The following is a 14,954-nucleotide window of genomic DNA, read 5'->3' on the forward strand; positions in this document are numbered from 1 at the left end:
CGAATGTAAACTCATGCCCTTGCCAATCCAAGGCTTGCGTTAGGTCGTTGGTATCTATCGATGTTCGCGAACTCGTCTATCGTCAGCAGTCGCCAGCTGGGCGCGCATCCGCGCCTGGACGAGTTGGTATTGCGGCATCTCTGGCAACCCTTTCGCAAGCCGGTCAGCGCCGCCTCGCAGCAGGCCTTTGCCACCCTGGCCGCCGCCATTGCGGCTGACCCTCGCCCGCGCGTGCTGGATGCCGGCTGCGGCACCGGCGCCAGCAGCCTGCAGCTGGCACGGCTGCATGCCGGTGCGCTGGTCATCGGCGTGGACAAGTCGGCTGCTCGTCTGGACAAGGGGATGCGCGCCGCGGCGCTGCCCGGGGCGCCGGAAAATGTACGTTTGTTGCGCTGTGACCTTGTTGATTTCTGGTTGCTGGCCGCGGCGGCCGAGTGGCGCTTCGCGCGGCAATACCTGCTTTACCCGAACCCCTGGCCCAAGCCCGAGCACGTCATGCGGCGCTGGCCGGCGCATCCGGTGTTGCCGGCGCTGCTGCATTGCGGCGGCACGATCGAGCTGCGCAGCAACTGGAGGCCTTACGCCGACGAATGGACGCGGGCGCTGAGTCTGGCCGGGCAGTCATGGCATATCGATTGCTTGGTCCTGCAGGCAGAGTCGCCGCTGACGCCGTTCGAAGCCAAGTACCAGGCTTCGGGGCATGCGCTGTGGCGGGTTCGCACGGACTGAGCTAGAGCCTGGTCGCTGCGGGAAACCCCCAAACAAGGCCAGGAATTGCGCCCAAGTGTCTGACTTGCAAACATTACTCACAGTTTTTCGCTGTTCATTGATGTCAAGGCGGGCTAGGCTGCCCGTCAAACCGCAGCGCCTGCACCAAGCTGCGGATGTTGGGGGGCTGTCATGAACAACGTGCGCGAAAGATCACTGAAAACAGGAGCGCTGTTCCTGTTTCTGCTGCTGGGCCTGCTTGGCAATTGTGCCGCCCAGGCTCAGGTCACAGTGACGATCAACGGCAATGTCGCCAATGTCGACATTGCCCTGTTCAACGGCTTCACCACCATCGATGCCGACGTCAGCATCACCTTCGTGCAGCCGCTGAACCTCACGGCGCAGAACCTGAATTTCCAGGCCCAGCTGGTCAGCCCTACCGATCCGGCCATCGTCAATCGCCTGCCAGCGGGCGTGAACATCGATCCGGCCTTCCCGGTACTGATCACGATCGAACCGCTTTATTTTTCCGACCGCATCTTCGCCTCGGGCATGCAGACCTTCGAAGGCGGCGACGGCAACCTCAGTTTCCTCAATTCCTACGAAATGCAGGTGCATACGCACGAGCTGACGTACGTGCCGGGTACGCCCTACCGCATCTTCAAGGCGCCACTGGGCGGCGCGTTCTTCGACATCACGGCCGACGTGGGCAACGGCAGTGTGCGTGGCCGCGGCCGCAGCGGCGGTTTCTCGCAGTTCATGATGGTCAAGGACACGCGGCCGGAGCTGGTCGGCCTGCTGGGGCTGGGCCTGCCGGTGATCGCGCTGCTGAAAGTGGTCGAGCTGGAGCTGCGCCTGGTCGGCGCCATCCTCAACAACCTGCTGCGGCTGGAGCTGGCGGGGTTGCTGACCAACGTACAGGCAGCGCTGCTGCTGCTGGACTACACCACGGCGCTGATCCAGGTCGACCAGCTGATACTGCGCGTCAATCAGGAGGCGGGCAGCGGCATGCAGAACGAGTGGCGATCGCAGCGCGATCTGATCAATGATGCGGGCGATATCGACGGCCTGGCGCGCTCCCTGCGTTACAGCATCCTGCGCCTCAACGGCGGCCCGTAAAGTAAGGACATACCGAGGACCATGCCGGCCCGATTCAGCGCTTATCCACCGGATCGAGCCGTCGTCGTCCGCATCCTGGACGATTCCCAGCGCTACCAGGTCGGCCGGACCGCGGTCTGCGAGGTGCAGCTGGACCACAGTTCGGTTTCGCGCATGCATGCGGAAATCGTCCAGGAAGGCGGCGTCTGGCGCCTGACTGACCTGGGCAGCAAGAACGGCATGCGTGTCGACGGCCGGCTGGTATCCGAGGCCAGTCTCAGTTCTCCCACCTGGTTTGCCATCGGCGACGTGTATTGCTGGCTCGAACCCATGAGTGCCCAAACCGCGCGCGATGCGGCGGCCTTCGCCGACGTGCGCCGGTCGACATCGCGCGCGCTGTCGCAGCAGTTGCAGCAGGTCCATAGTGTCGACCTGCTGCTGCGTCAGGTACTGGACGCCGTGCTGGAGCTGTCCCAGCTCGAGCGCGGCTTCGTGCTGTACGGCGCCAGCCCGGCCGAGCTGCACGTGCGCGCCACCCAGGGCATGGATCGCACCGATTTGAGCCGCAGCAGTTTTTCCGGCAGCGCCGGTTCGCTGGAACGCTGCATGGCCGAACGGCGCAGTGTGATCTGCTGCGATACCTCGGATTCACCCTGGCTGGGCGCGCGGCCCAGCGTCGTGCTGGGAGGTATCCGTGCGCTGGTCTGCGTGCCGCTGCTGCTGGGGCAGGAAATACTCGGTGCGATCTACGCCGACAGCCGCAGCCCGGGCCCGCTGCTGACCGAGTTCGATATGGAACTGGTCGAGGGCGTGGCGCACCAAGGTGCGGCGGCACTGGCCGCGGCGCGTTTGCGCGGCGCGGTCGACGAACTGCGTCGGGCAGCCAACGAAGCAGGCGTCGCCTCGCTGCACTGGAACGAACTGCGCCCACGCTGAGTAGCATGCGGGGTTCTGCGTTATCGTGAGCGCATGAGTCAACCCGTCGCGCAAAACGCCGAGATCGGCGCCCAAGCCACCGTGACCGGCCTGCTCGTGGCGCACGAGCTGAAGTTCGGCGAAGTTGTCGCCGGCCGTTTCCGTATCGAGTCGCTGCTGGGCATAGGCGGCATGGGCGTGGTCTATCGCGCGCGCGACCTGTCGCTGGACATCGACGTCGCCATCAAGCTGCTGCGGCCCGAACTGGCGCGCAAGCCCGAGGCGTTCGAGCGCTTCCGCAACGAACTGCTGCTGGCACGGCAGGTGTCCTCGCCGCACGTGGTGCGCATCCACGACATCGCCCAGCACGGCGAGCGCTGGCTGATCAGCATGGACTTCATCGACGGCGAATCGCTGGAGCACCGGCTGGAACGCCAAGGTCCGCTACAGCCCGATGCGGCCGTGGCGCTGGCCAGGGGACTGCTGGCCGGCCTGGTGGCGGCGCACCAGTGCGGCGTCATCCACCGCGACCTCAAGCCGGCCAATATCCTGTTCGACCGCAACGATCGCGCCTACATCACCGACTTCGGCGTGGCGCGCAGCCTGGGTGCCACTGGCGTAACCCAGACCGGTCTGATCATCGGCACGCCGGAATACCTCTCGCCCGAACAGGCGCGCGGCGAAACGCTGGACGGCCGCAGCGATTTGTATACGGTGGGACTGATCCTGTACGAGGCGCTCAGCGGCAGCCTGCCGTTCGCCGGTGGCACGCCGGCGGAAACCGTGATGCGCCGGCTGGTGCGGCCGCCGCCTTCGCTTGCCAAGATTCGCCCGGAACTGCCGGCCTGGCTGCATGCCTTCGACGACCGCCTGCTCAAGCTGGTGCCCGGGCATCGCTTCGCTTCGGCCGAGGACGCATTGCGCGCGCTGGAGCAGCAACGCGTGCCGCGACCGCCCGTCGACCGCCGCCGCCTGCTGCTGGTGCTGCTGGCCCTGGTCGGTGCCTGGGGGATGCTCGAACTGGGCCGGCGCCAGCTGCCTGTGCTGCTGGCTGCGCCGCCACCCGCAGTAGCCGTCCAGGTCGCCCGCGTCGCCGTGTTGCCCCTGGTCGCCGATAGCAGCGACCAGCCGGCACTGGAGCTGGCCAGGGCAGTGGAAGAACACCTGCGCGACTGGCTGCGCAGCGATGCTGGTCAGGCCGTGGCCACGCGCGAGCGTACCCTGGCTGCGGTTGCCCGCGCCGCCCCCGATCTGGCCGACGACGCACTGCGTCGGCGCCTGCCGGAGCTGGCGCGCGCTGCCGGCGTCGATCAGCTGTGGCGCGGTACTCTGCGCCACGAAGGGGAACTGTGGAAACTGGAACTGCTGCGCAGCGGCACGGAAGAAGCCGGCGCCGCGCTGCAGGCCGAGGGTGCCGATGCGGCGGCGCTGTTTGCCGACTACCGGCGCGTGCTGGCTGCCGCCCCGTCGTTGCAGTCTTTGCCGCCGCCGCCACTGGCCGATGCCAGCGTCACCGTCTACGGCAAGGCGCTGCTTGCCCTGGACGGCCAGCAGCCGGCCCGGGCCAGTGAGATCCTGCGCGCGCTGCCGGCGGCCGATCTCGCTGCCAGTGCGCTACTGCAAGGTAGCCTGCTGCAGGCGCAGATCGATGCGCACGAGGAAGTGCTGGCGGAGACCACGCGCGAACAGCTGCGCCGGGCCGCGGCGCCGAACGATCTGGCCGGCCGCCAGGCGCTGGCCCTGGCGCTGGACGGTGCCGACATGCCCGCGCGCCTGCGCCTGCTGGAAACCAGTCTGGCGCTTTTTCCGCACGATGCGGAGCTGGCGATCCAGACCGCCCAGGCCCTGGCCGACGCGGGACAGGGCGAACGCGCGCTGCGTCTGCTGGAACAGCGTGTTGCCGCGGACAGTCAGGATGCGCGCGCCTGGTTCCTGCTGGGTCGCATCGAGATCCAGCAAGGACAGGCCCATCGTGCTGTCGATGACTATCTGCTGCGCGCCCTGGTGTTGTGGACACGTGCCGGCGATGCACGCGCCGAAGCCGAGACGCGCAACGCGCTGGGCGTGGGCTACGAGCGCCTCGGCCAGCTGGAGGCCGCGGTCGAGCAATACACGCGCGCCGCCGAGATGCGCGGCAAGCTCGGCGACGGCCGCGGCCAGGCCACCAGCCTGCGCAATCTTGCCGTGGTACAGGCAGTGCGCGGCGACCGAGTCCAGGCCGAAGCGACCCTGGACAAGGCCAAGCTGCTGCTCGAAGCGCTGAACGACCGTGCCAGCATTGCCGACCTGCACAATGACCGCGGCGTGGTGGCAGAAGAACGCGGCGACTTCCGCGCCGCACTGGCCGCCTATCGCGAAGCGCTGGCCCTGCGCCAGCAGCTGAACGCGCCGGCCCTGGCGGCGCAAAGTTTGAACAATGTTGCATTCTGCTATTTTCAGCTGGGCGAGGTCGACAACGCCGCGGTCTACTGGCAGCAGGCGCTGGCGCTGTACCAGCAGATCGACGACCGCGAAGGCGCGCTGCACGTGGTGCAGAGCATGGGCTTGCTGGAGCTCAGCCGTGGCCACTATGCAGCGGCCGGCCAGCGCCTGGATGCGTCGTTGCGTGAGGCCGAAGATCTGCAGCTGCCGGAGGAAATTGCGGTAGCCCAGGTGTATCGCGGCGAACTGGCCCTGGCCGAAGGGCGTAGCGCCGACGTACTGGCCGCCGGCACTGCGGCCGTCGCCGGTTTCGAGCGCCGTGCCGACCAGCGCGGACTGGCCGAAGCGCGCCTGCTGCTGGCGCGTGCGGGCATTTTCCTGGGCGATGCGGCCGGTGCCGAGACGGCACTGAGTGGCTTGGCCGAGGGCGAACTCAGTCTTGAACAGAAAGCCACCGCATTGTTGGCCAAATCACGGCTTGCGCGATTGCGCGGGGACGTAGATGCTGCATCGACGGCGCTGGTCGAGGCGGAAAGGCTTGCGGGGGAAGCGCACAATGCCGCGTTGTTGCTGGAATCGCGAATCGAACAGGCAGCAATCAGCCTGCAGGTGCAGCAGTTGAGCCGCGCCGATACGCAGATTGCCGAGCTGGTCAAGGAAGCGGGGCGTCGCGGCCAGGCGCCGCTGCGGCTGGCGGTGATCGTGCTGGAACTGCGCCGCGGCCTGCTGGACCGCGGCGATGCGGCGATCGCGCGCTATCGCGAAGCACAAGTGTTGCTGCGCCAGCTGGGGCGCTGGCAGGGTGAGGCCGAACTGCAGTCCCTGGGCGCGCGTCTGCTGGCGCGCGCGGGCAACCGCGCCGAGGCCGCGGCGGCCGAAGCGGCCGCCGGGCGTGCGCGCAGTCAGTTGCTGCAAGCCGCGCCGGCCAGCCTGCGCGGCCAGTTCGAACAGGTGCTCGCCTCCCGGCTGGGCGAAATCAGCGATGGGCATGGCAGCTGATTCGGCCAACGTAGGCGAATTGGGCCGGCGCATCGACGATCTGATGCGCCAGCACGCGGCGCTGCTGACCCAGTTGCAGCAGGACCAGCACCGCACGCGCCATCTTGCCCGCTCGGTCTGGCGCATCGAAGAAGAGGCGCGCCGGCGTATCGCGCGCGAACTGCACGACGGCGTTGGCCAGAACCTGGTTGCGCTGATGCGCCAGCTCGACGTGATTTCTGCCGGACTACCCGCCGCTGCAACGGCCGGGCGAGAGGGTTTGCTGCGCGCGCGCGAGCTGGTCCAGCTGACGCTGGACGACACGCGTTCCCTGTCACGCCTGCTGCGGCCGCAGATTCTCGACGACCTGGGCCTGGAGTCGGCGCTGCGCTGGCTGGCGCGCAGCATCGAAGGCCTGGCGGTGACGCTGGAGTTGCCCGAACAACTGCCGGAAATAAGCGACGAAATTTCAACACTGATCTTTCGTGTAAGCCAGGAGGCGCTGTCCAACGCCTCGCGCCACTCGGGTGCCACCCAGGTGAAGGTTGCGCTGAACGCGCACGCGAATGGACAATGGATACGTTTGGAAATCGACGACAACGGACGTGGTTGCGAGCTTTCTCAGGCGCTTTCCGCTGGACGTGAAGGCCATGGCAGCGGATTGGGCGGAATGCGCGACAGAATCGACTTGTTCGACGGCAAACTCGATCTACAATCGACCCCGGGTAAAGGGTTCCGCATCAGCATCGAACTGCCGTTGCGCAGCGCAATGAGGAACGATCCATGATTCGCGTACTGGTTGCCGACGACCACACCATCGTGCGCGAGACCCTGGTCGCCGCCCTCGACGCCAGCGGCGAATGCATGGTTGTCGGCCAGGCGGCCGACGGTATCGAGGCAGTCGACCAATGCCTGCGCCTGCAGCCTGATATCGCCATTGTGGACATCTCCATGCCGCGACTGAACGGCATCGAAGTCGTACGCCGTCTGCGGGCCGACCTGCCGCAGATGCGCATTCTGGTGCTGACCATGCATCAGGAAGAGGAATACGTGTTGCATATGCTGCGTGCTGGCGCGGCGGGCTATCTGCGCAAGGACGCCGCCATGGCCGAACTGCTCGAAGCGGTGCGTGCGCTGGGCGGCGGCGGCCTGCACTTCGGCGCCCATGCGACGCGGGCGATGGCGATGCAGGTACAGCAGGCCAGGCCGATGCCGGCCGATCCGTACCGCGACCTGTCGCCGCGCGAACGCGAAGTATTCCATCTTATCGTTGACGGCCTCACCACCAAGGAAATCGCGCTGCGCCTGGACATCGGCATCAAGACCGCCGAGAACCACCGCCAGCGCGTATTCGCCAAGCTCGACGTGCGCAATGCCGCCGAGCTGGTGCGCTATGCCGCGCGCAACCATCTGATCGATTGAAAATCTCGGCGGTTTTTCGCCAGTGCCGGTTTCGCGCCGGCCGCGCAGCAGTGCATCGTGCGATGGCGCAAACCTAGCGCCGGGCGGCGCAATTCGCTGCGCTCATCGCGCCCTACGTGGCGCGTCTGTTTTTTCGCAGGGTGCGATGAGCAACGCAAATTGCACCGTCGCGGTCCCGCAACGGCGGCCAGGCCGCCCGGACGCAAAACCGCCCGGCAAAAATCCGCTGACCCTTACGGTACAACCTGATCGATCGTCAGCTTCACCGGTGCGGTGGATTTCACATCCAGCGGTGCCGACAGCGCCTGCAGGTCGCCGCTCTGTGCCTTGGGGTTGCCCGAAGCGGAGATGCGCGCGCCGATCACCACTTGGGGAAACTGCGACAGTTTCATGTTCGGCAGCATGCCCATGGCTTCGGTCAGGGTGACCGTGGCGGGCAGGTCGGCCAGGGTCAGGCGCTGCACGGCCAGCGGCATCGGTGGTCCGTTCGCTGCACGGGCGAATACGAAGACGCTGGCACCGGCGGGGGCCTTGTCGCGCAGCTTGTCGTCCAGCGATACCTGTACCGTCAGGCGAATATCGCCGGCCGCTGCGCCGGCATCGGCCTGGCCGGCTGCCGCCACGCCGCCGGCGGGCGCACGGCTCGCGGCGGCTGCTGCGCCGCCGTCAGGCATGCCTGCGCGCTGGCGCGCATCGGCAATCTGCGTATCCAGCGAGCCGCGCGCATCGGCTTCGGACGGCAGCTGGCTGCGCAGGCGTTCCCAGTAGTCGACTGCGGCGGTGTAGTTCTGCTGCTGATATTCGGCAATGCCGAGCAGCCACAGCGCGCGCTGGTGCTTCGCGTCGGCCTTGATCGCCGCATCGAGCAGTTCGCGTGCCTGGCCCTGGATGCGCCGGCCCTGGCCGGCCAGGGCCAGGGCCTCGGCATAATCCACTTTTACATCGACATTGTCGGCGGCGCGGTCGTATGCATTCTTCAGTGCATCGCGCGCGTCGTCGAAACGTTCCATGCTTTTGTAGGCGCGGGCAAGCAGCATCCAGCCTTCGACATCGTCGGGATTGTTCGCCAGCTTGGCCGCCAGGCCCTGCACGGCAGCGTCCATATCCGGCCCCGGCGTGCCGGGTGCTGCGGCCTGGGCAACCGGGTCCATCGCCTGCACATTGCCGAGCTTGAAGTACAGGCCTATCGCCAAAGCCGGCAGCAACAGCAGGGTGAGCAAGGCACCGGCAAAGGCGCCTCGCGTGCGCGGCGCGGCCGTGTCGGCGCGGGCAGGACCGGACTGCTCCAGCGCAGCCAGTTTCAGCGCGTGTTCCTCGGCGCTGATCACGCCGGCGCTCAAGGCATCGTCCAGCGCGCGGCGGCGGCTTGCCGCGGCACTGCCGCCGCCACCGCTGCGCGCGCGCAGCAGCGGCAGCAGGACAAAACCCAGCGCGGCCAGCACCATGACGCCGGACGTGATCACGAATGTGCTGTTCACCAGTCTTCCTCCTCGTGCGCCGGGCCGCGGGTCTGCGGCGCCGTCGCGGCGTTTGCGGCGCGTCTGCGCACGATGACCGTCACTACGCCGGCGCCAACGAGCAGCGCCAGCAAGGGGCCGAACCAGAGCAGCCAGGTCGACCCGCTCAGCGGCGGGTCGTACAGCACGAACTGGGAATAGCGCGACACCAGGTATTGCTTGATTTCGTCGTCGGATTTGCCCGCCCGCAACTGCTCGAACACTTCGCGGCGCAGATCGCCGGCCAGGCCGGCGTCGGAATCGGCCAGGTTCTGGTTCTGGCAGACCAGGCAGCGCAGTTGCCGCGTCAGGTGCTGGAAGCGCTGCTCCTCGGCCGTGTCCTTGAATTCCAGCGGCTGCACGGCAGCGCCGTACAGCGGCAGCAGGGCGAGCAGCATCGCCAGCAGCAGCGGAAGCAGATCGCGGCGTGTCATGGCATGCCGCTCCGCAGTGCGAGCACTGCCGGTTTCAATACTTTTTCCACATATTCCGGCGTGACCGGACCGATGCGCTTGAGGCGGATCTTGCCGTTGCTGTCGACCAGGAAGGTCTCGGGCGCGCCGTAGACGCCGAAATCGATCGCGGTGCGCCCAACGCGGTCGGTGACGATGACATCGTAGGGATTGCCGAAGCGTGCCAGCCAGGCCGTGGCGTCGGCCGGGTCGTCTTTCCAGTTGTAGCCGATCAGCGGCACGCCCAGTTCCTTGGCGTGACGCATCAGCACCGGATGTTCGTCGACGCAGCTGGGGCACCAGCTGCCGAATACATTGAGCAGGTAGGGCTTGCCCTTCAGGTCTGCGCTGCCGAATTCGCGCGTGGCATCGTTGAGCACCGGCAGGCTGAAGGCCGGCGCCGGCTTGTCGATCAGCGGCGAAGGCACCTCGCGCTGGTCGTGGGTGTTGTTCCAGGCCAGGCCGAAGCCGAGCAGGGCGGCCAGCAGCAGAAACAGAATCAGCGGAATTGCGCGTGCCATGGGCGATCAGGCCTTTGCGGAGCTGGTGCCGGTGGAGGGAATCGGATCGGGTTCCGGCTGCGCATCGCGCGACAGGGCCAGGTTGCGGAAGCGCCGGTCCGCCGCGGCCACCAGGCCGCCCAGTGTCATCAGCAGCGCACCCAGCCAGATCCAGCGTATCAGCGGTTTCACATAGACGCGGATGGACCAGGCGCCGTCGGTACCGACCGGTTCGCCCAGGGCGACATAGAGATCGCGGGTAAAGCCCGGCGCGATGGCCGATTCGGTCTGCACCTGGCCGCGCAGGTAGCGGCGCTTCTGCGGCACCAGTGTGGCGATGGTGGTGTCGCCGTCGCGCACGACGACCGTGCCTGCATCGGCTTCGTAGTTCGGCCCCTGCGCGTGCCTGGCGCCTTCGAACTGGAAGCTGTAGCGGCCGACTTCCACGCGTTCGCCCGGGGCGAAGCGCAGGTCGCGCTCGATGCCGGTGGATTCGGTCACCAGCACGCCGGCGACGAAGACGGCCACACCGAAATGCGCGCAGATCATGCCGAGCATTTCCGGCGTATAGCGCCGTCCGGCCGGCGCATTGCGCCAGCGCGACAGCGCATACAAGGCGATGCCCAGGCCAACCCACAGCGAGACGGCCACGCCGACCACCGCCTTGAACGGCAGGTCGCGGAACAACAGCAAGGCAGCCACCGCCGCGAGCACGGCGACGATCAGCGCCGGGCGCAGCGATTTCAGCGCCGCGCCGAGCTGGCCCTGGCGCCATTTCAGGAAGGGTCCGAACGGCATCAGCAACACCACCGGTGCCATCAGCAGCATGAACATGAAGCCGAAGTAAGGCGGCCCGACCGAGATGCGGCCTGCGTCCATCGCCTCGCCCAGCAGCGGGTACAGGGTACCCAGCAGAACCATCATGGCGGCAATGGAGAAAAGTAGATTATTGATCAACAGCAGGGTGTCGCGGCTGACGCCGGCAAACGGCTCGCCGCCGGCGACCTTGGGCGCACGGAACATGTAGATGACCAGCGAGCCGCCGACCACCACCACCAGGAAGGCCAGCACGAACAGGCCGCGCTGCGGATCGCTGGCAAAGGCGTGTACCGAGGTGAGCACGCCCGAGCGCACCAGGAAGGTGCCCAGCAGCGACAGCGAGAACGCGGCAATCGCCAGCAACAGGGTCCAGGCGCGGAACGAGCGGCGCTTTTCGGTGACAGCCTGGGAGTGGATCAGCGCCGTGCCGACCAGCCAGGGCATGAAGGAGGCGTTTTCCACCGGATCCCAGAACCACCAGCCGCCCCAGCCCAGTTCGTAGTAGGCCCACCACGAGCCCAGTGCGATGCCCAGGGTGAGAAAGGCCCAGGCCACGTTGGTCCAGGGACGCGCCCAGCGCACCCATGCCACGTCCAGCGCGCCGCCGAGCAGCGCAGCGATGGCAAAGGCGAACGCAACCGAGAAGCCGACATAGCCCATATACAGCATGGGCGGATGCACGATCAGGCCGAAATCCTGCAGCAGCGGGTTCAGATCGTTGCCGTCGGCCAGCGCCGGCACATGGCGCAGGAACGGGTTGGAGGTGAGCAGGGTAAACAGCAGGAAACCGACGCTGATGAAGCCGAGCACGCCGAGCACGCGCGCCATGAACGCCGCGGGCAGGCGCCGGCTGAAGGCGGCAACGGCGACGGTCCATACATTGAGTATCAATATCCACAACAACAAAGACCCTTCGTGCGCGCCCCAGACCGCGGAAAAGCGGTAATACCAGGGCAAAGCCGCGTTGGAGTTCTGCGCCACGTAGACGACGGAGAAATCCTGCTTCACGAAGGCCGTGGTCAGCAGCGCGAACGCGATCGCGACGAAGATGGCCTGGCCGAACGCGGTCGGGCGCGCCGTGGCAATCAGGCGGCCGTCGCTGCGCCAGGCGCCGAGCAGCGGCAGCACGGTCTGCGCGATGGCCAGCAGCAGGGCGAGGATCAGGGCAAATTGGCCGAGTTCGGGCAGCATGGCGTCTCTGGCTAGCTACAAATCAGTGGGCGTAAGGCTGGCAAGCCGGGCGATGCGAGCAAGCATGCACGGACCGACTTCCTCGACATCGTGAAACGCGAATACAAAATCCGCCCGATCAGGATCGGACCAGTCATTTCGCTTCTGGCTTCGCCGCTTCCGGCACAGCATGCTTCTTGTGCGCATTCGCCATCGCCTCGGCTACATCGCGCGGCACGTAGTTTTCGTCGTGCTTGGCCAGCACTTCGCTGGCGACGAAACGATTGCCCTGCATAGTGCCGGTGGCGATCACCGACTGCTTCTCGCGGAACAGGTCGGGCAGGATGCCGGTGTACTCGACCGGCATTTCCGCATCGCCGTCGGTCACGGTGAAGCCGATCCTGAGCGAATCGCTGGCGCGCTCGATCGAGCCGGCCTTGACCATGCCGCCAAGCCGGAAGCGCGCATCGGCCGGCACCTTGCCGCCGAGCACTTCCACCGGCGTGTACAGGTAGGTCATGTTCTGCTGCAGCGCGAATACCGTCAGCGTGGCGGCAATGCCGACCGCGCCGAGGATCAGCGACACCACGATCAGGCGGCGTTTGCGGGTGGGGTTCATGTGTTTTCCTCGTTGCGTTTCTGCGTACGGCGCAAGCGGCCGCGCAATTCGCGCAGCACGCGGCGGCGTTTGAGCAGCGGCGCCAGCGCATCCAGCGCCAGCACCACGATAAAGATGGCGAAGGCGCTCCAGACATAACCGCCGTAGCCGCCCATGGAGAGAAACTCGCTCATGCGCGCGGCTCCTCGGCCAGGGCGATCTGGCGCACCCAGTCCTTGCCCGATTCCAGTTCCAGCAGATCGACGCGGGCGCGCGACAGCAGGCTGGCGGCGAACAGGAATTTGGTCGCAACGGCCATGGTCAGCAGCGGCCAGAGCATGCGTGCATCGATCAGCGAAGGGCCGAACAGCTTCACGGTCGAGCCCTGGTGCAAGGTGTTCCACCAGTTGACCGAGAAATGCACGATGGGCAGGTTGACGATGCCGATCAGCGCGAGGAAGGCCGCCGCGCGTGCCGCCTGGCGGCGGTCTTCGATGGCATGGTAGAGACCGATCACGCCGAGGTAGAGGAACAGCAGTACCAGTTCCGAGGTGAGGCGTGCGTCCCAGGTCCACCAGGTGCCCCACATCGGCTTGCCCCAGATCGAACCGGTGGCCAGGCAGATGAAGGTGAATGCGGCACCGATCGGCGCCGCCGCCATCGCCAGGGTTTCCGACAGCTTGATGCGCCAGACCAGGGCGATGAAGCCGTTCGCCGCCATGAAGAAATACACGAACAGGCTCATCCAGGCGCAGGGCACGTGCACGAAGATGATGCGGAAGGCGTCGCCCTGCTGGTAGTCGCGTGGCGCGACGAACAGGCCGCCGTACAGGCCCAGCGCCAGGCCGGCCAGCGCCAGCGCCCACAGCCACGGCAGCAGGCGCCCCGCCAGCCGGTAGAAGTAGGGCGGCGAGCCAAGCTTGTGGAACCAGAGGAGAAGTGGATTCATGGACTGCTATACAAGGCCGCAACTGTGGAGGGATGTGCCATCGTCATCTGCATCAGTTCAGCGAAATCCGCAACGCGGCGGCGCAGGCCAGCGGTGCCAGCACCAGCGCCAGCGCCAGCGCGGCGCCCAGCCATAGGAGCGGCGCCAGCGTGGGCAGGCCCTGTTGCGCCGCATTGCAGGCGCCGGCGGCAAAAATCAGCACCGGCACGTACAAAGGCAGCACCAGCAGCGCCAGGAGCATACCAGAGCGCCGCATGCCGACCGTCAGCGCCACGCAGACCGCGCCGATCAGGCTGAGCAGCGGCGTGGACAAGGCCAGCGCCGCCATCAAGGTGCCCAGCACCGGCCGTGGCAGATAGAGCATTTCGCCCAGCAGCGGCGCCACCAGCAGCAGCGGCAGTGCCGTGGTCAGCCAGTGCACGGCAATCTTGCAGGCCAGCAGCAGCGCCAGCGGGTGCGGCGACAGCACCAGTTGTTCCAGCGAACCGTCTTCCAGGTCCGAGCGGAACAGCGCGTCCAGCGACAAAAGCCCGGCCAGCAGCAGCGCAACCAGTACCGCGCCGGCGGAGATCTGCTGCAGTGCCTTGGGCTCCGGCCCCAGCGCGAAGGGGAACAGTGCGACCACCATGATGGCGAACAGCACCGGGTTCAGCGCATCGCCGCGGCGGCGCCAGACCAGGCCGAAATCGCGCACGAACACGGCGCGGCAGGCGGAAGTTGCCGTGCCGTAGCTCATGCGGCCGCCATATCGGTATTGCGCAGGGCAATACGCCGCGGAGTGCCCGAGGTATAGGCGTAGGCGCCGTGCGAGGTGATCAGTGCGGCGCCGCCGCGCAGCGCGTGCAGTTCCAGCAGGCGGTTGACCAGGCCGATGCCTTCGCGGTCGAGGTTGGCGTAAGGCTCGTCCAGCAGCCATAGCGCTGCCGGCACCAGCAGCAGCCGCGCCAGCGCGACACGCTTCTTCTGTCCGGCGGAAAGCTGGCGCAGCGGCACGTCTTCGTAGCCTTCCAGGCCGACGCTCTTGAGCGCGTGGTGCGGTGTGATGCCCGCGCGCAGGCCGCCGATGCCGATGGCGAAGCGCAGATTTTGCAAAGGCGACAATTCCGCTTTTATCCCCAGCAGGTGACCGAGCAGGGCGACCTGGTGCGACAGCCGCGCCAGGGTCAGCGGCTCGCCGTTGAGCAGAATCTCGCCACTGGATGGTTCCAGCAGGCCGGACAGCACTTTGAGCAAGGTTGTCTTGCCGCTGCCGTTGTCGCCTTCCATCAGCACCACGTCGCCGCCGTACAACTGGAAGCTCAGCGGCCCGAAGATCGGCTCGTCGTTGCGCAGGTAGGCGAGGCCGCGCGCTTGCAACAGCGCCGGCGCCTCGGAATCGATAGGGGAATTCATGCGGGCGCAATCCTAACCGCGCGCAGGCGCGCTTGC

Annotated in this window: 15 protein-coding genes; 6 read left to right on the plus strand and 9 right to left on the minus strand. The window is 66.9% G+C overall.

Going from position 1 to position 14,954, the window contains the following annotated elements; genetic code table 11:
• The first annotated feature begins 60 nt into the window (after window positions 1-60).
• The 6 genes from trmB (at window position 61) to DFR29_RS13415 (ending at window position 7,542) form a co-directional block, all read left to right on the plus strand.
• On the plus strand, window positions 61-729 hold the full coding sequence (gene trmB / locus DFR29_RS13390) for a tRNA (guanine(46)-N(7))-methyltransferase TrmB (protein ID WP_133819109.1): 669 nt from the start codon (window positions 61-63) through the stop codon (window positions 727-729).
• Between the two features lie 171 nt (window positions 730-900).
• A complete protein-coding gene (locus DFR29_RS13395) occupies window positions 901-1,827 on the plus strand; it encodes a DUF6689 family protein (protein ID WP_133819110.1) in 927 nt (308 codons plus the stop codon).
• A 21-nt stretch (window positions 1,828-1,848) separates the two neighbouring features.
• Entirely contained in the window at window positions 1,849-2,742 is an 894-nt protein-coding gene (locus tag DFR29_RS13400; protein WP_133819111.1) for an FHA domain-containing protein, read from the plus strand.
• 33 nt (window positions 2,743-2,775) lie between these two features.
• A complete protein-coding gene (locus DFR29_RS13405; RefSeq protein ID WP_133819112.1) occupies window positions 2,776-6,141 on the plus strand; it encodes a serine/threonine-protein kinase in 3,366 nt (1,121 codons plus the stop codon).
• Between the two features lie 73 nt (window positions 6,142-6,214).
• The gene (locus tag DFR29_RS13410; protein WP_243746043.1) at window positions 6,215-6,907 is read left to right on the plus strand and encodes a sensor histidine kinase; all 693 of its coding nucleotides are present in this window, start codon (window positions 6,215-6,217) and stop codon (window positions 6,905-6,907) included.
• Entirely contained in the window at window positions 6,904-7,542 is a 639-nt protein-coding gene (locus DFR29_RS13415) for a response regulator (RefSeq protein WP_133819113.1), read from the plus strand. Before DFR29_RS13410 ends, DFR29_RS13415 begins: the two co-directional genes overlap by 4 nt.
• A 233-nt stretch (window positions 7,543-7,775) precedes the next feature.
• Here DFR29_RS13415 and ccmI read toward each other — a convergent pair whose 3' ends face one another.
• From ccmI to ccmA, 9 genes are all read right to left on the minus strand, one after another.
• The gene (gene ccmI / locus DFR29_RS13420; RefSeq protein ID WP_133819114.1) at window positions 7,776-9,020 is read right to left on the minus strand and encodes a c-type cytochrome biogenesis protein CcmI; all 1,245 of its coding nucleotides are present in this window, start codon (window positions 9,018-9,020) and stop codon (window positions 7,776-7,778) included.
• The gene (locus DFR29_RS13425; protein ID WP_243746044.1) at window positions 9,017-9,472 is read right to left on the minus strand and encodes a cytochrome c-type biogenesis protein; all 456 of its coding nucleotides are present in this window, start codon (window positions 9,470-9,472) and stop codon (window positions 9,017-9,019) included. The genes ccmI and DFR29_RS13425 overlap by 4 nt, the downstream gene beginning before the upstream one ends.
• Complete coding sequence (locus DFR29_RS13430; RefSeq protein WP_133819115.1) at window positions 9,469-10,011, minus strand: DsbE family thiol:disulfide interchange protein; 543 nt, start codon at window positions 10,009-10,011, stop codon at window positions 9,469-9,471. The genes DFR29_RS13425 and DFR29_RS13430 overlap by 4 nt, the downstream gene beginning before the upstream one ends.
• Window positions 10,012-10,017: 6 nt before the next feature.
• On the minus strand, window positions 10,018-12,000 hold the full coding sequence (locus tag DFR29_RS13435) for a heme lyase CcmF/NrfE family subunit (protein WP_133819116.1): 1,983 nt from the start codon (window positions 11,998-12,000) through the stop codon (window positions 10,018-10,020).
• Between the two features lie 133 nt (window positions 12,001-12,133).
• Complete coding sequence (gene ccmE, locus DFR29_RS13440; protein ID WP_133819117.1) at window positions 12,134-12,598, minus strand: cytochrome c maturation protein CcmE; 465 nt, start codon at window positions 12,596-12,598, stop codon at window positions 12,134-12,136.
• Window positions 12,595-12,771: a heme exporter protein CcmD gene (ccmD, locus tag DFR29_RS13445; protein WP_133819118.1), complete on the minus strand. Its 177-nt coding sequence runs from the start codon at window positions 12,769-12,771 to the stop codon at window positions 12,595-12,597. Before ccmD ends, ccmE begins: the two co-directional genes overlap by 4 nt.
• Window positions 12,768-13,526, minus strand: coding sequence for a heme ABC transporter permease CcmC (ccmC, locus tag DFR29_RS13450; RefSeq protein ID WP_133819119.1), 759 nt, complete (start codon window positions 13,524-13,526; stop codon window positions 12,768-12,770). Before ccmC ends, ccmD begins: the two co-directional genes overlap by 4 nt.
• Window positions 13,527-13,578: 52 nt before the next feature.
• Complete coding sequence (gene ccmB, locus DFR29_RS13455) at window positions 13,579-14,262, minus strand: heme exporter protein CcmB (protein ID WP_133819120.1); 684 nt, start codon at window positions 14,260-14,262, stop codon at window positions 13,579-13,581.
• Window positions 14,259-14,918: a cytochrome c biogenesis heme-transporting ATPase CcmA gene (gene ccmA / locus DFR29_RS13460; RefSeq protein ID WP_133819121.1), complete on the minus strand. Its 660-nt coding sequence runs from the start codon at window positions 14,916-14,918 to the stop codon at window positions 14,259-14,261. Before ccmA ends, ccmB begins: the two co-directional genes overlap by 4 nt.
• Window positions 14,919-14,954 lie beyond the last annotated feature (36 nt).

This window comes from Tahibacter aquaticus (genome assembly GCF_004363655.1).
GTDB classification, from domain to species: Bacteria; Pseudomonadota; Gammaproteobacteria; order Xanthomonadales; family Rhodanobacteraceae; genus Tahibacter; species Tahibacter aquaticus.